General features: G+C 65.8%; 17 protein-coding genes. 4 read left to right on the forward strand and 13 right to left on the reverse strand.

Annotated elements, in window-relative coordinates; all coding sequences use genetic code 11:
- Positions 1-213: 213 nt before the first annotated feature.
- Complete coding sequence (locus ACSHT2_RS10500) at positions 214-2484, reverse strand: DUF1522 domain-containing protein (protein ID WP_440641498.1); 2271 nt, start codon at positions 2482-2484, stop codon at positions 214-216.
- Between the two features lie 321 nt (positions 2485-2805).
- Between ACSHT2_RS10500 and flbT the strand changes: the two genes are divergently transcribed.
- The gene (gene flbT / locus ACSHT2_RS10505; protein WP_035671936.1) at positions 2806-3246 is read left to right on the forward strand and encodes a flagellar biosynthesis repressor FlbT; all 441 of its coding nucleotides are present in this window, start codon (positions 2806-2808) and stop codon (positions 3244-3246) included.
- A gap of 87 nt (positions 3247-3333) precedes the next feature.
- Here flbT and ACSHT2_RS10510 read toward each other — a convergent pair whose 3' ends face one another.
- From ACSHT2_RS10510 to ACSHT2_RS10550, 9 genes are all read right to left on the reverse strand, one after another.
- On the reverse strand, positions 3334-4833 hold the full coding sequence (locus ACSHT2_RS10510) for a pyridoxal phosphate-dependent decarboxylase family protein (RefSeq protein WP_440641499.1): 1500 nt from the start codon (positions 4831-4833) through the stop codon (positions 3334-3336).
- A complete protein-coding gene (locus ACSHT2_RS10515; protein WP_440641500.1) occupies positions 4830-6083 on the reverse strand; it encodes a hypothetical protein in 1254 nt (417 codons plus the stop codon). Before ACSHT2_RS10515 ends, ACSHT2_RS10510 begins: the two co-directional genes overlap by 4 nt.
- A 1-nt stretch (position 6084) precedes the next feature.
- The gene (locus ACSHT2_RS10520) at positions 6085-7713 is read right to left on the reverse strand and encodes a hypothetical protein (RefSeq protein ID WP_440641501.1); all 1629 of its coding nucleotides are present in this window, start codon (positions 7711-7713) and stop codon (positions 6085-6087) included.
- A gap of 10 nt (positions 7714-7723) precedes the next feature.
- A complete protein-coding gene (locus tag ACSHT2_RS10525; protein ID WP_440641502.1) occupies positions 7724-8509 on the reverse strand; it encodes a hypothetical protein in 786 nt (261 codons plus the stop codon).
- Between the two features lie 71 nt (positions 8510-8580).
- Positions 8581-10464, reverse strand: a complete 1884-nt coding sequence (locus ACSHT2_RS10530) for a flagellar protein (RefSeq protein WP_440641503.1) — start codon at positions 10462-10464, stop codon at positions 8581-8583.
- A gap of 21 nt (positions 10465-10485) precedes the next feature.
- Entirely contained in the window at positions 10486-12369 is a 1884-nt protein-coding gene (flgK, locus tag ACSHT2_RS10535; protein WP_440641504.1) for a flagellar hook-associated protein FlgK, read from the reverse strand.
- Positions 12370-12404: 35 nt separating this feature from the next.
- Positions 12405-14657, reverse strand: coding sequence for a flagellar hook-basal body complex protein (locus ACSHT2_RS10540; RefSeq protein ID WP_440641505.1), 2253 nt, complete (start codon positions 14655-14657; stop codon positions 12405-12407).
- A gap of 290 nt (positions 14658-14947) precedes the next feature.
- On the reverse strand, positions 14948-15460 hold the full coding sequence (gene msrB / locus ACSHT2_RS10545; RefSeq protein ID WP_271533172.1) for a peptide-methionine (R)-S-oxide reductase MsrB: 513 nt from the start codon (positions 15458-15460) through the stop codon (positions 14948-14950).
- 87 nt (positions 15461-15547) lie between these two features.
- Entirely contained in the window at positions 15548-17029 is a 1482-nt protein-coding gene (locus tag ACSHT2_RS10550; RefSeq protein ID WP_440641506.1) for an NAD(P)/FAD-dependent oxidoreductase, read from the reverse strand.
- A gap of 220 nt (positions 17030-17249) precedes the next feature.
- On the opposite strand from ACSHT2_RS10550, the gene ACSHT2_RS10555 reads away from it, so the two are divergent.
- Positions 17250-17786 (forward strand): SixA phosphatase family protein, encoded by a 537-nt coding sequence (locus ACSHT2_RS10555; RefSeq protein ID WP_028177408.1) that lies wholly within the window; start codon positions 17250-17252, stop codon positions 17784-17786.
- 49 nt (positions 17787-17835) lie between these two features.
- Positions 17836-18261: a universal stress protein gene (locus ACSHT2_RS10560; protein WP_035707892.1), complete on the forward strand. Its 426-nt coding sequence runs from the start codon at positions 17836-17838 to the stop codon at positions 18259-18261.
- Positions 18262-18622: 361 nt separating this feature from the next.
- Here the strand turns inward: ACSHT2_RS10560 and ACSHT2_RS10565 are convergent, their stop codons facing one another.
- Complete coding sequence (locus ACSHT2_RS10565) at positions 18623-18859, reverse strand: DUF1127 domain-containing protein (RefSeq protein WP_440641507.1); 237 nt, start codon at positions 18857-18859, stop codon at positions 18623-18625.
- Between the two features lie 185 nt (positions 18860-19044).
- Here ACSHT2_RS10565 and ACSHT2_RS10570 point away from each other — a divergent pair, with 185 nt between their 5' ends.
- On the forward strand, positions 19045-20388 hold the full coding sequence (locus tag ACSHT2_RS10570; RefSeq protein ID WP_440641508.1) for a PLP-dependent aminotransferase family protein: 1344 nt from the start codon (positions 19045-19047) through the stop codon (positions 20386-20388).
- Position 20389: 1 nt separating this feature from the next.
- Here ACSHT2_RS10570 and ACSHT2_RS10575 read toward each other — a convergent pair whose 3' ends face one another.
- Together ACSHT2_RS10575 and ACSHT2_RS10580 are read right to left on the reverse strand one after the other, a co-directional pair.
- Positions 20390-20989 (reverse strand): YdcF family protein, encoded by a 600-nt coding sequence (locus ACSHT2_RS10575; protein WP_440641509.1) that lies wholly within the window; start codon positions 20987-20989, stop codon positions 20390-20392.
- A gap of 62 nt (positions 20990-21051) precedes the next feature.
- Positions 21052-21642, reverse strand: a complete 591-nt coding sequence (locus tag ACSHT2_RS10580) for a hypothetical protein (RefSeq protein WP_440641510.1) — start codon at positions 21640-21642, stop codon at positions 21052-21054.
- Positions 21643-21666 lie beyond the last annotated feature (24 nt).

Genomic DNA, 21666 nt, shown 5'->3' on the forward strand with positions numbered 1-21666 from the left:
AGTCGAGCTCGCGGATACCGCCCTGATAAGACGACGTTTTCTTGCCCAATGTGGCGGCATTTGCCACTCGTCAACCATAACTAAGAGTACGCAATTGGCTGCATCCAATGCGCTGTCTCTGTTCCAGAGAGCGGCACTCAGATGCCGATGCAAAAACAAAACGGCGGGGCCGAAGCCCCGCCGCCGGATCCTGCTTGCGATGTCGTCCGCGACTTAGCGGAGCAGCTGGAGCACGCTCTGCTGCGACTGGTTGGCCAGCGACAGCGCGGAGACCGCGATCGACTGACGGGTCGACAGCGCCTGGCTGTTGGCCGCCTCGACGTTGGTGTCGGCCAGCGTCAGGTTGGCCGAACCGGTCTGCAGCACGTTGATCAGGCTCTTGTTGAAGTCCTGACGCACCTGCACCACCGAGAGGTTCGAACCGAGGCTCGAGGCTTCCGAGCGCAGCGTGCTCGACGCAGCGTTCAGGTTGGTCAGCACCTTGTTGGTGGCAGCGTTGTCGATGAAGTCGACACCGCTGGTCAGCGCAGCGAGGCCCAGACCCTTGGAGTTGTAGGTCACGCCGGTGATGCTCAGGTTCGACTTGCCGGTCTCGTCGAACACCAGCTTGAGCTGGTCGCCGTTCAAGAGGTTGACACCGTTGAACGAGGAGTCCTGCGCCGTCGTATCGATCTGGTTCAGGATGTTGTTGTACTGAGACACCAGGTTCGCACGCGAGGTCTGCGCAACCGTATCCTGGACGGGTGTGGAAGCCGTCGAGAAGGTGAGCGACGAGGTCAGCGTGCCGCCGATCGCACCACCCGCGGCACTCGATCCGATGGTCGAGGACGCGTAGTCGTTGGTGGTCGAGATCGTCAGCAGGCCGTTGGCGTCGATCGTCGCGGACAGGTTGTTGGCCTGAAGCTTCGAGTTGAGCTGGTCCAGCGTCTTGACCGTGCCGTTGGTGCCGTCGCCGAAGGTGACGTCAACCGCGGTGCCGCCGTTGAAGGAGGTGAAGGTCAGGGTCTTGCCGCTGATGCCGCCGATGCCGGAGGTGCGGGCCGCCGAGAACGCGGTGGCGGTGCCGGTGTTGCCGGCAAGGCCAAGCGCATTCAGCGCGTTGCCGGTGCCCGTGATCGACAGGTCGGCATTGATGCCGGTCGAGAGCTTGAGCTGGCCGGAGGCGTTGATCGACGAGGCGATCTGGCCCGAGGCGGCCGCAAGCGTCGCGCTGCCGTTGGCGGCAATGGTGGCGGTCTGCACGCCGGTGGCAAGGTCGATCGCGTTGAGCACGTCGGAGACGGTGCCGGCCTGGAGGTAGACCGTCGAGTTGCCGTTGCCGTCGGTGATCACGTTGCCGCTCTTGCCGAAGCCGGTCGGGATCGCCGGGGCGTTGGTCGAGCCCGGGACCGGTGCGTTCTTGAAGGTGATGACGTGACCGTCGACGTTCAGCGTCGAACCGTCCGTGATCAGAGCGCCCAGCGAGCTCGAGCTGGTCGTACGGGTCGCCGTCGCCGTGGCGTTGCCGCCACCCGTTGCGGTGGTCAGGCCAAACGCCTTGAGCAGGTCGGCCTTGCCGGTCACGGACACGTCCGCACCCGCCGAGCTCTTCAGCGTCACGATACCTGCGGCCATCGACGACGCCGTCGCACCGGAGGCGGCACCGATCGTCGCAGCACCGTTGGTGATCGTCGAGGTCTGCACGCCGCTGGCGAGGTCGATCGCGGTCAGCACGTCGTTGACGGTCGCAGTCGGCGCCGCGGCGGTGCCGAGATAGACGGTGGTGTTGCCGCTGCCGTCGGTCACGAGGTTGCCGCTGACGCCCGAGCCGCTCGGGACCGCGGTCGACGCGGGAGCCGAGCCGGAGCGGAAGGTGATGGTCTTGCCGTTCACCGTCAGCGTGTCGCCGTCGGCGGGAGCCGTGCCGATCTTCGTGGCGGCGGTGGTGCCGATCAGGGTCATCGTGCCCGTCACAGCGGTGGTGCCGTCGGCGGCGTTCACGGCAACCGTGTTCGAGAACGTGCCCTGGGTCGCGCCGAGAGTCGTCGTGCCAGTTGCAGCGGTCGTGCCGCCGGCAGCGCCGCTGTACAGCACGCTGCTGAGCGCCGTGTTGCTGGCATACGACGTCGTGCCGCGCAGGTCGGCGGCGGTCGCGCCCGAGACCGTGGTGGAGACGTTGGACTTGGTGGAGTAGCCGACGGTGGTCTGCAGCGCCTGGTTGGCGATCGACTTGGCGCTGTCGATCAGCTTCTGCAGCGAGGTGATGCCGGTGTTGGCAGCCTGCAGCACCTGCACGCCGTTGGCGATGCCGTCGAGCAGGTTGTTGATGTCGCTGGCGCGGTTGTCGAGCGACTGGGCGGTGAAGAAGTTGGTGGGATTGTCCAGGGCCGAGTTGACGCTCTTGCCGGTCGACAGACGATTCTGCGTGGTGGCGAGGAGGTCAGCGGTGGACTGGAGGGAGAGCAGGTTCTGACGAACCGATGCGGAGAGAACGATACCGGACATGACTCTGTTACCTTTCTGGTAAACGACGCTACTGTTACGCGTCTGCTTGGATCGAGATTGACCCAGCGACGGGCGGACCGTGGCGCCGAGACTTCTAACGAAGCATGAAATGAAACCCGCGCTTTTGCCGGGTCACGCGTGATTCGGGGCGCCGAAGCCCCGCACATCGCCACACCACCGCACAGACATAACGTTGAGAAGATTGAGCTTTTTCTCGCGAATGCCGGAGATTTACAGCTCGTTAACTAATTGCGAGCGAGAATCAGGCCTTGATGAGCCGCAACGAACGCTCGGTTACGAAAGCGTTGATGGAGAACAGGCATGGCCCTCAAGGTCGAGCTCAGACCGCACGAACGCATCATCGTCGGCAACTGCGTGATTACCAACACGGACCAGCGCGCCCGCCTCCTGATCGACGGCGACAACGTGCCGATCCTGCGTGAGCGCGACATCCTCACGCCGGAGACCGCCAATACGCCCGCCAAGCTCGTCTATCTCGCGGTCCAGCTCATGTACATCTCACCGGATCCGCAGACCCAGCACGGCACCTATTTCAACCTGGTGCGCGACATCGTCACTGCGGTGCCGAGCTCCTGGCCGATCATCGAAGGCATCAACAACAACATCCTGAACGGCGACCTCTACCGGGCGCTGAAGGATGCCCGCAAGCTGATTGCTTATGAAGAGAAGCTGCGGGATCAATACGCGGCCGCGCATCCCAAGGCCGAAGCGGACAAGGCCGACGTGAGCTCCGCCGCCTGACCACACGCTTTCGCGTCGCCCAAGCTGCGAACGACGACGGCCCCGGATTATCTCCGGGGCCGTCGTCGTTTCAGGCACGAATCGATGCTACTGCGCGGCGAGCGGCGGCGCCTCGACCTCGATCAGTCCGCCACGGCTCCGCCGTCCGCCGAACTCCAGCACGGCCGCGACCAGCGCATCGATGTCCGCTTCCTCGGTGCGGTGATTGACGATCGCGGCGCGGATCGCGAGCCTGCCGTCCAGCGTCGTGCTCGACGGCGCTGCCACGCCGGACTCCTGGACATCGGCGACGATCTCGCGATTGACCGCATCATCGGCACGGTAGCGGAAGCAGACGATGTTGAGATTGACCGGCGCCAGCAATTCGAGCCAAGGTTCGGCCAACACGCGCGCCTCCAGATACTTCGCCAGCGCGCAGCTTCGCGTGACCACCGCGCCAAGCCGGTCGGTGCCGAAGGTCTTCAGCGTGAACCACGTCTTCAGCGCACGAAAGCCGCGCGACAGATCGGGGCCGAGATCGCAGGGCCAGACCGCGCCCGCCGCAAGCCCCCTCGCCTCGCGGCGCAGATAGGCCGCCGGCTGCGCAAAGGCCTGCCGATGCCGCTCGCCGTCGCGCACCAGCAGGAAGCCTGCGTCATAAGGCACCTGTCCCCATTTGTGGAAGTCGAGTGCGATGGAATCCGCGAGATCGATGCCGTCGAGCAGCGACGCGAGCTCGGGCGACAGGATCGCCAGCGCACCGAAAGCGCCGTCGACGTGAAACCAGATTCCTTCCTCGCGGCACAGCTCGGCGATCGCCCTGAGATCGTCGATCGCGCCGATATCGACGGTGCCGGCGGACGCGACCACCAGGAAAGGCTTGAAGCCGACCTCACGATCGATCGCAATCTGCGCGCGCAGCGCGGCAACGTCGATGCGATGATCGGCATCGACGTCGATCCTGCGCAACGCATCGGTGCCGAGCCCGGCAACGTCCATCGCTCTGGAGACGCAGCCATGCGCCGCCTGCGACGTGTAGGCCGTGAGCAGCGCACCGTCATTGCCGATGCCGTGCTGCCGCGCCAGCGTGCCGAGCGCATTCGTGCGCGCCACCAGCACCGCCATCAGATTGGCCATCGACGTGCCCGTGACGAAGATGCCGCTCGCGCCGTCGGGGAAGGCGAACAGGCGGCACATCCAGTCGACGATCTGGCGCTCGACCTCGATCGGCATGTGGTCGCGGCCGCCGAGATTGGCGTTGAGGCCTGCCGCAAGCATTTCCGCGAGCATGCCGACCGCGGTGCCGCCGCCATGCACCCAGCCCATGAAACCGGGATGGACGTTGCCGGTCGCATACGGCGCGACATGTTCGGCGAATTCGCGATACACCTCGGCGAGGTCGCTCGCCTCGCGCGGCAGGTCGGCCCTGAATGCCGCACGGACGTCTTCTGGGATCGGCTGCCAGACGGGCCGCGCCCGAACGTTGGCGATACCGTCGATCGTCTCGTCCAGCATGCGATGGGCCAGCGTGCGAAATTCGCTCCAGTCCTGCGGATCGAGCGAGGTGCCCGTGACGGGCCTCTGCGTGTTGCGGATGATCTCGTTCATGTTGCGCTCTCCCTGCCCGCCCTTGCGTACCGCGACAGCATGGCCGTGAACGCGGCAAAGATCTTGCGCATCTGCGGCGGCTTGTAAGGAAACACGGCTGGCGAATCCATGTTGTGCACGACGGCGGTGTTGTCGGCCTCGAACACCAGGAGCTCGCGCCTCTCGTTCTCGGCGCAATCGACGATGAAGTAATCGAGGCCGACGCGTCGGCTCATCTCGTCGAGCGCGCTCTTGTGGCGCGCGGCGAAGACGTGATCGAAGTCGAGCATGAAGACGGCTTCCTCGGCCCGCTTCTCCTCGCTGAATGCCATGTAGGCGTTGAGATACCAGATGTCCCAGCGGTCGGCGATCGCCATGTGGCAGGCGTAAGGCTTGCCGTCGATCATGGCGAGGCGATATTTGCGGTAGAGCCCGTCGGGACTGACATAGTCGACGAAGCGTGCGACGAAGAAGTCCTGCTCTTTCCGTTCGGCGAGATAGGCCGCGAGCGCCGCCGCATCGTCGAGCTTCGCGAGCCCGACGCCGGCATGCGAGCCGCGCGGCCGCGCGATGATCGGGAAGTGCAATTCGCCCGCGATGTCCTCACAGGCGATCTGGCCCTGGGCGAGATCGGACAATTGCGCACGCGTCGCATGGATGGTCGCGGGAATGTCCAGACCCGGCACATCGGCGAGCAGCCGATGCAGCTTGTCACGATCGAGATTTCCGATGCGATCGGGCCGATTGAGCAGCGGCCGCGGCCAGTGCGGCGCGGCCTTTTCGATCAGCGCGAGTGCCTCCCGGCATTCCTCGGAATCTGACGCGACCACGATGGCGACGTCGTGCTCGGGCAAGGTTTCCGGCAGACCGACGCCCTTGACCACGTAGAGTGTCAGCAACTCGATGTCGGAGCCTTCCAGCAGGAAATCGATAGGCGTGTTGCCGCCCATGTCGATGTCGGCTGCAAGCGCGAGCACGCGCAAGCCCGGCTGCGGAGCCGCGCTGGGCGTACGGAACAATTGATGGAAGGTCAGCACCTCGGATTGGATCGCAAGCCCCTGATCCTTGTCGCCCAGAAGCTGGGTGATCAAGGACAGATCCAGCCCTTCGCCTGCCAGCGCGGTCCCCGCCGCGATCCGCGCCACGAGCTGGTCGCGCAACGGATGTAGATCGACGCCTTCGAAGGCCTGGCGCGTCAGCTGCGCAAAGCCGATGCGGTCGGCATAGTTCGCCGCAGTCAAGCCGATCGGCGCGGAAACTGGATGCTGCATTTCACACCTCGAACGCGGACTTGACCGGCACGGCCGCGGCTGCACCACGGTCGAGCAGCAGCTCGATCTTCACCAGGACATGGGCGATGCGGTCGAGAACCTGCTGCACATTGCGTCGCGCCTTCGCCATGTCCGGCGACCAGGCTTCCGTCACGAGCCGTGCGCCGACGCAGAGGCGCAGCACGGCCTGCGGCGTCTCGTCCTGCCGCTCCAGCCGGACCGGCTGGCCGATCAGGCAGCGCTGCGCGGCGACCTCTCGGTCTGCCGCACTGCCGCTGATCTCTTCGCTCACGTCACGCGCCAGCGCACGATGAACGGCCCGTGTCTCCGCGATCGAGACCGGCTTGCCGTCGCGCAGCAGCGTGAACGGAAAGATCGTGGCCTGCGCGAATTCCTCGTCGTCCGCGTCGCCCATGTTGATCGCGGTTGAAACGGAGCGAAACGACGGCGACAACGCGATCATGCTATCGATGCCGGCGGCGAGCGCGGCGAGCATCTCGGCGCGGAAAACCGCGGGCACGGCGTAGTAGCTGCCGATCTCGGCCAGCGCCGCCTCCCAGCGCAGCCATTGACCGAAATTCGGACGGCGCTCGAAGCGCGAACGCAGCGCCGTCCAGGCCACCGGCCAATCGCAACGGCCGGCGTAGTCGAAGATGCCGGGCGCGATCCCCTTGCCCCGGTCGAGCGAGCGCGAAAGGCCCTTCGGCACCAGCAGCGCACCGCTGAAGGCAGGCCCGCCGAAGAATTTCGAGCCGGTGATCAGCACCATATAGCCACGGTCGAGATAGGAGCGCAGCCGGCGGCGGCCGAGCCTGGCCTGGCAGGCATCGACGACGATCTGGACCTTGCGCGGCCAGCGCCGCGCGATCTCGTCGAGGCAGGCCGCGCTCGGCGCACGCCATCCCAGCTTCGAGCAATCCATGATCTGGAGCAGCACGGGCGCGCCTTGCGCGATCGTAGCCTCGACCGCATGCAGCACCGCGGCATCGGCGTCCGCGCGCATCGCGATCCCGGGGGCGGCCTCGCGCAGCGGCAACGCAAGACTGGTACCGGCGAGCCCCGCAACCGCGCCGTCCTTGCGAACCGCAACGCCGCTCGCCGTCATGGAGCTGAAATGGTGTCCGCGGGCAGTATGGGTCGTCCCGCTTCCGGTCTGGTCGGCGCCGACCACGATCGTCACCGGCCGCGCGCCGAGGATCGTGCGCGCCAGGAGCAGGGCGTGGAGCTGGGAGTCCGTGCCGGAGGGCGAGAACACCACGTCGACGCGCGGCGAGAGCTGGAGATGGCCGCGCAGCTCGTCTCGCATGTCCTCGCAGCGTGCGTCGAAGGCGACCTCGACCTCGTCGAACAGGCACTTGTGCATCAGCTCTTCGCGCGCCAGCGCAGCGCGGTCATAGGCCGCTTGCGAGATCGTCGATGCGGTCGCGGAGGCGAAATTCCAGATCTCCGGTTCCGGCGAGGCCGCGCAGCCATAGGCGTTGACGCGGTCCTCGGGATCGAGCGCGAGCCGCGGATCTCCGCCGGAGACGAGCAGCGTGTCGAGCGGCGTGAAGAGATCGCGCAGGCGATAGCGCGACCCGCCGTCGGACGCCCGTTCCGGATCTGACCAACGGGATGCGCGGCCGCTCATCCCGCAAACCTCACGCCGCGGCATCGGCCGCCGCCGCAGGCACGGCTGCGAATTGCGAGGCGATGTCGCCGCGGAACACCGACGGCCCGACGTGATCGAGCGAGCTCTGGATATCGGCCCAGATCTCGCCGCCGATATCGGTCCAGCGCTTGCAGAAGGCAAAGTCCTCGGAAAGATACGTGCCCGTCTCCGGATCGATCATGCATTCGAACAGCGCGAACCGGTTCTGGCTTGCCGCCAGCGTGTCGTGTGAATGCTCGCGAAAGAACTGCAGGTTCGCATAGTCCGGGTGACGGCACATCGCCTCCAGCACGTGGCGCCGGATCATCAGGAAGCCGGTGCCGGCGTAGCGCACGCGGGTGAAGCCGTTGACCACGACGATACGGTCGGGATCCTCGATCTCGAGCACATAGTCGAGCGAGGCGGCGGGCACGTCGGCCCGACCGGACTGGATCGCACGCGCGGCCTTGTCCCAGTTGACCCGCTTGATCGGATAGCAGCCGGCGACGACGTCCGCACCGCATTCGATCAGCCGGAACACCTGCTCCGGCTTGAACCCGATATCGGCATCGATGAACAGGAAATGCGTCGCCTTGGGATCGTCCAGGAACATCGCGGCCAAATTGGCCCGCGCGCGGGTGATCAGCGCGTCGCCGTCGCGCAGGAGCACCTTGAGCTCGAGATTGGACATGCCGTGCACGGCGCGCTGCAGCGCGAAGATCGAGCTCGCATAGATGCTCGACACCTGCCCGCCGAAGCACGGCGTTGCCACCACCAGCTGCATCTTGTCCGACATCGACCGCCCCGCCCCGCTCCAATCCTCACCAAGAGGTAAACAGGCATGGTTAACGGCGCCTTAACGCACCCTTACAGGAACTTGACGAGCGAGAGCTGCGCGAGGTTCGAGGTCACCTGGTAGGACGCCTGGAGGGCGTTCTGGAGCGCCAGGATCTCGCTTGCGACCTGGTCCGGCGGGGCCGATTCCGCCTGGTCGATGATGCTCTGGAGTTGCGCCTTGGCCTGGGTCTGGCGCGTGGTCGCGTCCTTCATCGTGTTCTGGGCCATCGCGATGTCGGTCTGGATGTCCTCGATGCGCTGCTGGCCGGGCTGCTGCGTCAGCGCCTGCGTCACCCGCAGGCTCAGCGCCGACACCTGCCCGCCCGAATACTGCCCGGTCGGCGAAGTCGAGAAGGTCCCGAACACCGCGATCGCCTGCAATTGGCGGCGGATCGCATCCTCGTTCGCCTGGGCGCCATATTGCACCGTGACGGCATCGTCGACCCGCGCCGTCGCCGTGGAGCGCGGCGACCCGGGACCGTCATTGCCCAGGTACCACTTCACGGTGGTGGCCGAGCCGTTCACCAGCGTCGTCGCCGAGCTCGCGGGCGAAGAGCCAACGCGCAGCGGCGGCTGCGTCGCGGTCACGGGCGTCGCGCTGAAGCCAAGCGAACTCAGCGCTCCCGTATTCGAGGTCGTGATGTTGAGACTCGCCGCATCGTCGGTGTTGATCGTGATCGAACCGCCATGGACCGTCGAGGGCTTCGACGTTCCCGTGATCTGGTCGATCTTGCTCAGCAGGGTCTGGATGCTGTCGGTGACGTTGAGCTGGTCGCCGGTCGCGCCCGAGCTGACGAAGGTCAGCGTGGTGCCGTTGACGGTGATGGTGTCGCCGGCGACGAAGCCCGGCGAGATCGAGTCCGAGGGGCTCGCGCCTGATAGCGCCGTCGCGCCGGTGACGGGTGCCGGCGGTGCCGCCTGGTTATTGACCGGCGTGCCGATCGCAGAGCTCGCGGTGTTGAAGAAGTTGTCGCCGGCGACGACCGCGGATGCCGCCACCAGCGAGGTGTTGGCGAGCTTGGTGATCGCGGTGTTCAGCGCGGTGTTGAGGTTGGTCGCGGTGTTGTTCGGATTGACGGGGGTGCTCGCATCGATGGCGAAGCTGCCGAGCGGCGTCGGCGTCGCCGTCGAGGCGGTCAGGTCGATCTGCTCGGTGGTGCCGTCCGGCAGCGTGAACTGAATGCTGAGCTTGTCGCCGTTGTTCGGATTGACGCCGTTGAGATCGACCGAGAACGACACCGGCGAGCCGCTCGGACCGGTAACGGTCGCGCCCGTGAGCGTCGAGGACACCGCCTTGATCTTGAGCCCGAACGGGGATCCGGCAACGTCTTCCGACACCTGCACGGAGCTCGGCGTCGGCTGCGTCTGCACCAGCCGCCCCATGCCGTTGGCGCCGAGGTCGGCAGCCTGGCGCTCCGCCATGACGGTCTTGAAGCCGGCCTGCGTCGTGGTGCCGTTGATGATGTCGCCGGCATCCGCAACCGACTGCGTGTTGACGGCCGTCCCGGAGAACAGATAGCGGCTGCCCGTCTGCGTGTTGAGGACGCCGATCATCGAGCCGAACTGGGCGGCGGCGGTGTTCTGCGCGATCGTCTGGCCGTTGACGTTGAGGTCCTGCGCGGTGTTGGCCGAGCCCGTCTGCACCGTGTTGCGGATCTTCGTCAGCGACTGCAGCGCGGTGTTGGCGAGATTGATGCTGACGTTGACGTTGGTGATCGTGTCGGTATAGCCGGCGATGTTGGAGAGCTGCGCGCGCCCTGCGATCGCAAAACCCTCGTTGGTGCCCATGCCGGAATAGTTCTGCGACAGCTTGCCGGTCGAAAGCTGGGTCGACAAGTCGGTGAGCTGCTGATTGATGTTGCGGATCTGTGCGCCGAGAATCGACGAAGAGTAGTTGATGCTGCTGATCGACATCTTTCAGAGCCCTGTTACTTGCTACACTTGAGCCTGGAGCAACGTGTTCATCATGCTCTGCACCACCGACATGACGTGGGCGTTGGCGGCGTAGGCATTCTGAAGCTGAATCAGGTTCGACATCTCCGAGTCCAGGTTGACGCTGGAGGTCGAGTCGAACTTGGCCTGGAGCGTCGAGACCACGACGCTCTGGCCCTGCTGGAGCTGGGTCGCCTGGGTGGCGGCGTTGGCCTGGACGCTTAGGAACTGCTGGAGGTAGTTCGAGACGCTGCCGGTGAAAGGCTGGTTCGCCGAGCCGAGGCCGGTCTGCGGCGAATAGGAGAACACCGCATTGGTGAGCTGCGAATAGAGATAGTCCGAACGCGTGGTGTCGCCCGCTGGCGTCACCGGCGAGGTGTTGTAGACCGACAGCCGGCTAGGATCTGAAACCAGCTGCGTGTTCACCGCGATGCGCCCGGCAAGGCCGGTCATCTGCGAGCCGGACGCCGTGATCGCGCCGGTGTAGAGCGCCTGGCCGCCGTCGGTGAACAGCGGCAACTGCGGATTGCCGGAGGTCAGCGACGAGATCGTCTTTGTGGTCGACGCCGAGTTCACCTTGGCAAGGCCGGAGTTGTCGTCGTTCACCCGCAGCGTCGTGGCGGTCGCCGGCGCCGGGGCGGCGGAGAACGACAGATGCGTGCCTGACAGCGCGGTGTTGAGCGCGGAGGCGATCGCTCCCATGCCGTCGGAGAAGTTGACGCCGATCCGCATCGGGTTGGCGTTCGTCGCGTTCTGAAGCGGCAGCGCGGCCGGGTCGGTCACGTTGACCAGCGTGATCTGGCGCTGCGTGTTGGTCGCCGTGTCCGTGTAGGTGATGTTGACGGTGTTGCCCGGCGCCGCGCCGGCAAGGTCGAGATCGAACCCGGCCGGCGGGCCGGTGACCGTGCTTCCGGCCGTGGTCTTGTCGGACAGCGCGCTCGCCATCGTGGCAGCGAGCTGGTCGATCTGGTCTTGCGCCTGCACCAGCGTCTGGTCGCGCAGCTTCAGGTCGGCCGCGATCTGGCCGGAAGACACCACGTTGTTGGCGACGACGTCGACCTGCGAGCCGTTCGGCAGCTTGATGTTGAACGCGCCGACGCCGGACTTGGCCGGGTCGATGTTGTAAAGCGAGGTCGCCGACAGCGCTCCGGCGGAGGCGAAGGAGAATTCCGAGGCGAGCCCGGCGCCGACGAGCTGAATGCCCGTCGTGGTGTAGATGTTGGTCTGGTTCGAACCGTCGGTGGTGACGCGGACGTCGACATATTTCGACAGCGTGTTGATGGCCTGGTCACGCTGGTCCATCAGCGTGGCGGCCGAGGGATCGTTGGGCGACAGGCCCTGGAGCCTGGTGTTGATGTCAGCGATCTGCTGCATCGCCGCGTTGGCGGCTCGCGCCGAGTTACCGAGATCCTGCTCGACGTTGGATCGCAGCGACTGGATGCCCTTGGTGGTGACGTTGAGCTGCTGCGCCAGGGCCTGCGCCGCACCGAGCACAACGGTCTGCGCCGACGAAGCGCCCGAACTGGTCGAGAGCGCCTGAAGCGCCGTCGTGAATTTGTTCAGCGCAGTTTCGAGCGTGCCGCTATTGCCGGGCGTGCCATAGACATTCTGAAGCTGCTTCAGAATGTTGGCCATCTGGTCGGCGTAACCGCTGCCGCCGGTCTCGGTCCGCAGCTGGTTCAGCACGTAGCTGTCGAGCTCGCGGCTGACACCGGTGGTCATCGCCGTCGAGCCGAAGTCGCCGGTGGTGACCTCGATCTGGTTCGGCGTCTGGACGACGTAACCCGGCGTCTGCGAATTCGCGACGTTCGATGAGACGATCGAGAGCGCGGCCTGGTTGGCACGCAGACCGCTCATCGCGCTGGCGAGGGCTGAACTCAAACCCATATCACTGACCCGCCTTTGGTTACGTTACGCGCCGATCAGCGCAATACGTTCAAGAGGTCCTGCACCATCGAATTCGCGGTCGTGATCACCTTGGTGTTGGCCGAATAGGCCTGCTGGGTCACGATCAGCTTGGTGAATTCGTCGGCGATGTCGGTGTTGGATCCCTCCAGCGACGAGCCGCTGATGGTGCCCGAGGCGCCGTCGATGGCGTCTCCCGACTGTTCAGTCGCGGCATAGGCGCCGCCATCGAGTGCCTTCAGATAGTTGGTGCCGTTGAAATGCGACAGCTGCACCTGAGCGAGGCTGAGGTTCTGGCCGTTCGAGAAGGTGCCGACCACGACGCCATTGTTGTTGACGGCAACCGAGCGGAGCTGACCGGCGGCATAGCCGTTCTGGGTGTTGGTGTTGATGGTCACCGCGCCGCTAGTGCTGGCATATTGCGTCAGCCCGCCCGAGGAGATGTTGAAGGCCACCGAGCCGAGCGACTGACCGCTGACGCTGACGTTGTTGATGGTGATGCCCGAGCCGCTCGGCGACGTCAGTGAGCCATCGGCGGCAAAGGTGAAGGGCTGGCCGGTATTGACCCAGCCGACCGTGGTGCCGGTCGCATTCGGGTCGGTCTGGTAGAACAGGTTCCAGGTGTCGGAATGACCCGCGCCCAGCGAGGCGCTATCGGTCTTGGCCCAGCGGAATTGCAGGTTCACCGGCGTACCTGCGGCGTTATAGGCGGTCACTGCGCCGCCGCTGATCGATTCCTTGGTAAAGGTGGCGACGTCGTTGCCGATCACGCCGCCGGTGCCGGCCGTGCCGCCACCGTCGCGATTCTTGGTGATCGTCGAGGTGAAGCCGAGCGCCGAGAAGGCAGCGCTGTTGGAGCTGGACACCGAGAGGTTGGAGACGGTGCCCGTGTTCAGTGTGATCACGCCACCGCTGCTGACCGTAGACCCCGAGGCGCCGGAGAGCGCGTCGATCTTGCCGAGCAGGGTCGTGACGTTGTCGGTGATGTTGATCTGGTTCGGTCCCGCGGCGCCCGAGTTCATGAAGGTCAGCGTCTGACCGTTGACGGTGATGGTGTCGCCGGCGGAGAAGCCGGACGAGAGCACCTGGGCGCCGCCGGCGGTCGCAGTGCCGCTCAGCACGGTCGCGCCCGAGATCGCGGGCGAGGACAACACGTTGCCGCCGCGCGTCACGCTGCTGATGCCGAGCGCGGTGGCGGCCGTGCCGCTGCCGATCGCGACGTCAGTGCCGGTGCCGGTCGAGATCTGGATATTGCCGCTGACCGAGAGCGAAGCGGTGACGCCGGGGCCGCCGGCAGTCTGAATCGCATTCAGGATGTCGGCCACGGTCGCCGTCGTGCCCGCACCGAGACCAATCGTCGTATTGCTGCCGACGGTCGAGACGGTGGTGCCGCCGTCGAACGTGACGGTGTTGCCGTTGATGGTCAGCGTCTGGCCGCTCAACGCGGTCAGAATGCTGGAGGCGAGATGTGTGCCGGCGGCGTTGTCAAGGGACGTGGTTGTCGAGGCGACCGCCGACGAATTGTTCTGGAGCGCAACCGTGCCCGTCGCCGTCGTCGACGAATAGGCCGAGCGGATGTTGCCGGTTGCTGCCGCGCCTGACACCGTTGCGTTGGCATAGGGCGCGGGCGGCGTGCCGACCGGCAGCGGGTTGGCGGAGAAGTCGGATGGGTTTAGTCCGCCAGCCGCCAGCAGCGTGCCGGTCGAGGCGGTGGTTTTCGCCACCGTGTTCGGCTGGGTCGGCAGGTTCGCCGCGTACTGGATCGAGGTGGTCGCCTGCGCCGGAATGAAGTTGTTCTGGAATTGCAGGACGTTCGCCACGCTGCCGGTCGGGTTGCCGGTCTTCGGGTCGACCGTGACGCCCATCAGGTAATAACCGGCGCCGTTGACCAGATTGCCGTTGGCATTGAGCTGGAAGTCGCCACGCCTCGTGTAGTAGGTGACCCCGCTGAACACCGGCACGTTGTCGACGACGCCGGTCGCTTTCTGGATCGAAAAGAAGCCGTCGCCAGTGATCGCCATGTTGGTGGCCACCGTGGAGGACGAGATCGTGCCCTGCGTGGTGATGGTGGCCTTCGAATTGGCCGTCACACCGCCCGCGACCTGCTTGCTCGGCACGGATGAGCCGGGGATGAGGTCGACGAAGCTGGTGCCGATGCCCTTGTAACCGGTGGTGGATGAGTTCGCGATGTTGCCGGAAATGTTCTGAAGCGCGAAGGACTGCGCCTGCAGGCCACCCACCGAGGTGTTCATTGCATCGAAGATACCCATAACCTTGTCTCCAAATCCGATCCCGGCGGCCGGTCGACCATGGCCGCAGTCGGCAGAGACGTCGCAAGGCCTATGCCAATGCGGGGATCTTCAGGAAATCAATGACTTAAACAGAAAGGCCCCGGTCGGACGACCGGGGCACAATTGCCGGGCCGGCAACAATTGCCGGGGCGAGTGTCGTTCCGGAGCGATGCGTCAGCATCGAATCCGGAACCTCGAGATTCTCAGGTGCGCAATTGCGCACCATAGTTCGGTCCTGCGGACCGCCCCGGAATGACGACGAGAAAGACTTACGTCGCCGACGCCGCCGCGGGATGGAAGACCAGCCCGAAACCGTCGATGCAGTAGCGCAAGCCGGTCGGCTTCGGACCGTCGTCGAAGACGTGACCGAGGTGGCCGCCGCAGCGCCGGCAATGCACCTCGGTGCGGACCATGCCGTAGGCACGGTCCTCGGTCTTGCCGACATTGCCCTCGATCGGCTGGTAGAAGCTCGGCCATCCCGTGCCGCTCTCGAACTTGGTCTCGGACGCAAACAGCGGCAGGTCGCAGCCGGCGCAGGCGAAGATGCCCTTGCGATGCTCCTTCAGCAGCGGGCTTGAGCCGGGCCGCTCGGTACCGTGATTGCGCAGGATCTCATATTGCTGCGGCGTGAGCTGGGCACGCCATTCGGCCTCCGTCTTCACAATCTCGAACTTTTCCGCGGCCTTCTCGCCGGCCTCGGCGGGGGATGCTCTCAGCCAGCGAAAGGCCGAAAGGCCAAACAGGCCGGCGACAGTCGTCAATAGGATGCGGCGGTCAACCATCTCATTCTCCGTGCGCGGGGAGTCCACGCCCTGAGATACGGGCTCTAACGGCCGACGTTACACTTCCGGGCGGGATTTTTCTCGGGCTTATCGCGAGATGCCGGCTTCGTGAGGAGCCGGTTCCGTGCCCTGTTCTGTGTCCTGTTCTGTGCGTTGGGCCGCAGGTTTCGGCGGCGGGGCCGGCCGCGGCCGAACGCCGGACGGCGGACGGCGCGGGCCGGTGCCGGCGGCCCGGTTGGCTTTGGCGAGGCGGGCCTCGCGTTCCCTGTCCTTGACCCTGGCACGTTCGCGATAGCGGGCGAGCGAGCCTGCCGCGGCGGAGCTCGCCCTGCTCCATATCCCGACCAGCTGGCCCGCGACGCGCCCCGTGGCGCCGCCCGCCCAGACCAGCTCGAACGGCGAGAACAGCCGCCAGCGCTCATCGCCCCACAGGATGCTGCGCGCGATCATCTGTCCGGCCATGGCGGAGGTGTTCATGCCCTGGCGGCCGAACCCGCTCGCCACCCACAGGCCTTTGCGCAACTGGCCGATCTGCGGCATGCCGTGCACGGTCTGGCCGGTGGCGCCGCCGAACATGTCGGTGATCTCGACATTGCCGAGCTCGGGAAAGATCGTGCGGATCCGCCGCCTGATGGCGCCCGCGAAGCGCTGCGGACGCGCCGCCCAGGTGGTCTCCGGGCTCTCCCATATCAGCCGGTCGCCCTCGACGATCCTGAAATGATCGACGCCGTCGGAATCCATCACCGATCCCTTGAAGGCGATGATCTCATGAAGGCGCTCGCCGAGCGGCGCGGTGACGCCGGCATAGCGCCAGACCGGCAGCAGCGTCTCCGAAAGGCGCTTCAGAGGCGCGCCCAGATGAATGTTGCCGGCGAGCACGATGTGGGTTGCGCGCAGCCGTGCCGAGGGCGTGACGATGCGTTTGCGGATGCCGGAATGATCGATGCTGACGACCGGCGTGTCCTCGAAGATGCGGGCGCCTGCCCGCCGCGCCAGCGCCGCAAGACCGTGCACATATTTCCGGCCGTCGACCTGGAACGCCTTGGGATAATACACGCCGTGGAAGTAGCGGTCGGTCTTGAGCAGCCCGCGGACGCGATCGGCATGCCAGCCCTCGACCTCGGTATCGAAATCCTCGTTCAGCATCTGCAACCGGCTGATCAGCCGGTCGCCGGTATCGACGTTGGAGACCTCCAGCACGCCCTCGCTGAGGCCGATTCCCGGCATGTTCTCTTCCGTGGCATTGGCGCGGACGAATTGGGCGCCTTCCTTCGACAGGGTCCACAACTCGCGCGCGTCCTCGAAGCCGATGCGCTCGATCAGGTCGGCGAGCGGCAGCGCGAAGCCAGGCATCACGGTGCCAAGCTGGTTGCCGGAGGCGTTCCAACCGATATGACGGCCCTCGAGCACCGCGACGCTGGCCCCGAGCCGGGCCGCCTCCAGCGCGATGGAGAGGCCGGCAAGGCCCGCGCCGATGACGCAGATGTCGGCGTCGAGATCGAACGTCAGCCGCACGCGGTCGCGAAGGCCGGCTTCTTCCTGGGACACGCTTGTGAAAGTCTCGCTCATGTCGTTTTCTTAGAGCATGATCCGAAGAGGTGTGCAGCGGTTTTCCCTCGCGACGAACGCAAAATGCGTTTGCGCGGAGATCATGCTCAAAACAATAACTCTAAAGCGCGATGGCGATTCGTCCCAACTCATCGCGCTTTTGGACCTGTCCGGCGCTTGTCACCTTGTTCTCGACCCGCGCCCGTAGATTATTCTAGACACACAACGATTCGAGAATGCCATGCGCCGTTTGATGCTGCTGCGTCACGCCAAGACCGAGACCGACGCGCCGAGCGGCCGCGACCAGGACCGCCGGCTCGACGAGCGTGGCCACAAGGATGCTGCGCGGATGGGCGACTGGATCGCCGCCCATCCACCCTTCCCCGATACCGTGCTGGTGTCGCACGCCGTGCGGGCCCGGCAGACCTGGGACATCGCCTGGGAGGCGATGAAGGACCGCGTCCCCGTGCCGCAGGTCGAGGTCCTGCCGGAACTCTACGGCGCCGATTCCGCGGAAATCCTTGAAGCCATTCGCACCGCAACCGCCCCGGCCGACCCAAAGCGGTTGCTGCTGATCGGCCACAACCCCGGCATGCACGAGGCCGCCCTGATGCTGATAGGCGGCGGCGACCCGGCCGGCGCCAAGGCGCTCAGCGACAACCTGCCCACCGCGGGGCTTGCGATCTTCGACTTTGACGTCAAGGATTGGGGAGACGTGGCCTACCGCCGCGGCAAGCTGGTGCTGTTCGTCAGCCCCAAGCTGCTTCGATCGGGATGATCGCGCGACCTACGGCAAGACATGCTGACCGAAAGATTTGGAGGCGCAGATGTTCAAGTCCATCCTCGTGCCCATCGACCTCGCCGACACCGATCTCGCCAAGCCGGCGATCGCAACAGCGGCGACGCTGTCGCAGACCTGGAGCGGCACGGTGCGCCTGCTCAACGTGCTGCCGATGACGCCGGTGATGCTGGCCGAATACGTACCGGCCGATTTCGACGAGCAGCAGCGTCAGACCTCGGAGGAGGCCCTCGCCATCGTCGCGCGCGAGTCCGGCATCGAACCGAGCCGCATCTCCAGCGTGGTGCGCCAGGGCGGCATCTACCACGAGATCCTGGAGGAAGCCGCGCAGATGAAGGCCGACCTGATCGTGATGACCTCGCACCGGCCGGCGATGCGCACCTATTTCCTCGGCTCCAACGCCGGGCACGTCGTGCGCTACGCGAAATGCTCGGTGCTGGTGGTCAGGCATTGAGTGCGGCGCGCTGAACGCGTCCCATTGCAGGCGAGATGCGAATTTGAAGAGTACGCTCTCGCCCCTTGCTCCGTCATTGCGAGCCAACGAAGCAATCCAGAGTCTTTCCGCAGTGGGATTCTGGATTGCTTCGCGGACCCGTCATCGGGCCGCGCTTCGCGCGGACCCCTTGGCTCGCAATGACGATGTTGACGCAGTGTGCGACGAAACCACGGTCTCGTGCCCCGGACGCAGCGCAGCGTCTCTTCGACGATGCGCGGCAGAGCCGGGGCCCATGCGTCAGCGCGTGCCGTGGCCTGCTGGGTCCCGGCTCTGCGCAGCAATGCTAGGCATTGCGGCGCGTCCGGGACACAAGAGAGAGTCACAAATACCGCGTCAGCCCGGCCTTGAACTGCCCGTACACCGCGTCCTCGATCTGGCTGCGCGTGATGCCGATGTCGCGCAAGGCGCGGTCGTCGAGCTCGTTCAGCGTCTTGACGGCGGAGCGGCGCTCGATGCGATCGAACAGCGCAGAGACACCATGGGCGAGCGCGCCGAAAAATCCGCCCGACGAGGATGGGCGTAAACTCCGCCCGGCAGTTTGCGAGATCGTGGTCATTTTTCTTCTCCGGCCTGTCGTCCCGCGCGGCACGGCAGTGCCGTTGGTGCGGACGCTGTCAGCGCCTGCACCTCATTTGCCGTCGGATTGCTCTCGCTCTCCTCGGCTCAATCGCGGACCTTGATGGAACTTAAATGCTCCGGTACATTCCTCGGAGCAAGCAAAACATTGCTCTCGGTGCAATAATGTCCAAGTTCGAGTACGTGAAGCTTGCCGATGCCATTGCGGCCGATATCACTAACGGCACGTTAAGGCCCGGCGACCGGCTGCCGCCGCAGCGCAATTTTGCCTATGACCGTGGCATTGCGGTCTCGACCGCGAGCCGGGTTTATACGGAATTGCTCCGCCGCGGCCTCGTGGTCGGCGAGGTCGGCCGCGGCACCTTCATCTCCGGCGACATCAGGCGCCAGGTCGAGACGACGCGCGAGCCGGCCGAGGCGCGCATCAATTTCGAGGTCAATTACCCGCTGCTGCCGCAGCAATGGGCGATGATCGCCAAGAGCCTTGCGGGACTGGAGCGCGTCGACGCGCTCGAGTCCGCGCTGCGCGTTTCGACCAGCACCGGCACCAGGAGCGCGCGCGTTGCGGCCGCCGCCTATCTCGCGCGCAGGGATTTTGCGCCGCAGGCAGACCAGATCTTCTTCACCGCCAACGGCAAGCAATCGCTCGCGGCCGCGCTTGCGGCGCTCGTTCCCACCGGTGGCCGCTGCGGTGTCGAGGCGCTGACCTATCCATACGTCAAGAGCATCGCCGCGCGGCTAGGTGTGACGCTGGTCCCGATTCCGATGGACGAGCACGGCGCGCGGCCGGATGCGATCCAGAAGGCGCATCGCGAGGCGCACCTGTCGGCGCTGTATCTCCAGCCCATCATCCAGAATCCACTCGGTGTCACCATGAACGCGACGCGGCGCGCCGACATCATGCGCGTCGCCGAAAAGCTCGATCTTCCCATCATCGAGGACACCGTCTACGGCTTCCTCGCCGACGACACGCCGCTGGCCGCGCTCGGGCCGGATCGCTGCATCGTGATCGACAGCCTGTCCAAGAAGGTCGCGCCCGGCCTTGCGCTCGGCATCCTGGTCGCGCCGCCTCACTTGCGCGAAAGCGTCATGAGCGCGGTCCGCACCGGCGGCTGGATCGCCTCCGGCCACGCGCTGGCGGCCGGGCAGCGGCTGATGGCCGACGGCACCGTCGCCGAGTTGACGCGCCTGAAGCGCATCGACGCGGCGCGCCGCCAGCAGACCGCCGCAAGGCTCCTGGCCGGCTACCAGCTCGCCGCGGATGCGCGCTCCTATCATCTCTGGCTGACACTGCCGCCGCACTGGCGCTCGCAGACCTTCGTCGCCGCGGCGGCAAGGCGTGGCATCGCGCTGACGCCGTCCTCGACCTTCGCGATCGCGCATGGTCATGCACCAAACGCGGTGCGGCTCGCCCTCGCTCCGCCGTCGCCCGAGCAGCTCGATTCCGGCCTGCGCACGATCGCCTCGCTACTCGGCACCAAGGAAGAGGATTTCGACTCGACGGAGTAGCTCAGACCTCCGGCCAATCCGCGATGAAGCCCCACGCCTTGTAAGGCTCGATCTTGTCCCATTCGTGCAGCATGCGGCGACGAAATTCGACATCGGTATGCCAGAGCGCACGCGGCGTCGCGAAGCTATCGACAGTGAGCAGCATCTTCTCGACCTCCGGCCAGTGCCGCTGCAGCGTCATCGGGTAACGCCGCGCGGTCCAGGTGTTGCCGAGGCAGATCACACTGCGGATGTTCTGCCGTCCGAGCGCCGCGTCGATGACCGGCAGCGAGAAGATCACGTTCTCGCCGGTGTTCATCGCGCGATGCTCCTCGAGGATAACGTCCGCCGGAATGCCCGCCGCAATCATCGCTGCCTTGATGATCGTGCACTCGGATTGCTCCGAGCCCGGCGTTACACCGCCGCTGACAATCGACCAGCGGAACAGACCCTCGCGCCAGAGCCTTGCGGCAGTGTCGGCACGCAAGCCAACGTCTTCGCGGGTGCCGAACATGAACAGCAGGTCGGCTGGCCGCAGCGGCGTGTCGATCAGATGCGTGCGGTTGATTCTGGCGATCTCGTCTGCCGTCGGCAGACGGGTGCTGCGGTCCATGACTGACATGAATGCAAGATGCGACGCCGGCGCCGCGAGGCGAAGTCACGTTTGATTGCGGCCGATTGCACTTAAGGAAGCAGGGCCATCGGCACGCGATCGAAACTGTAGCTCTGCGGCTGATTGCGCCGCACGAAGCCGCCGACCTGCCAGGCGAATAGCGCGGCGAAGCCGACAATGAACAGCGCGCCGGCGAACTCGCCGATCAGAAGCGCGCGGATCAACAGCCCCGCCATCGCCACCGCCAGCACCGCCAGGAAAGCCAGCGCCGCCGCATAGGTCTTGCGGCCAAGGCCGGCGGTCAACTCGGCCCGGCTGCCGGCCTGCGCCATCCGCGCGTGCAGCGCGAGAATGAAATCGCGGAAGCCGCTGTCCTGCGGCGCCATCAGCGCCGCGGTCTGCCAGCTCGTCGAGAGGATCGCGATGCGCCCGCCGCCAGTGCGGCTGACATCGGCACGGAAGCGGTGCTGTTGCATCGAGACCGGGCGGAACGACAGCCGGATCGCCGAGATCTCGTCGTAGCGCCACAGGCCGGAGCGTCCGGCGATGTGCCAGGACAGCCCCTGCTCCGTCAGCTCGAAACGATGCGCCGACCCGATCAGCGAGGCCTTGTAGGCGTAGCTCGTGGCCGAACCAGCTTCAGCTCCCCGCATCTCGATCATTGATCCCGTTCGCGATCCGCTTGC

The sequence above is a fragment of the Bradyrhizobium sp. PUT101 genome, from assembly GCF_052043945.1.
In the GTDB taxonomy this organism is placed as follows: Bacteria; Pseudomonadota; Alphaproteobacteria; order Rhizobiales; family Xanthobacteraceae; genus Bradyrhizobium.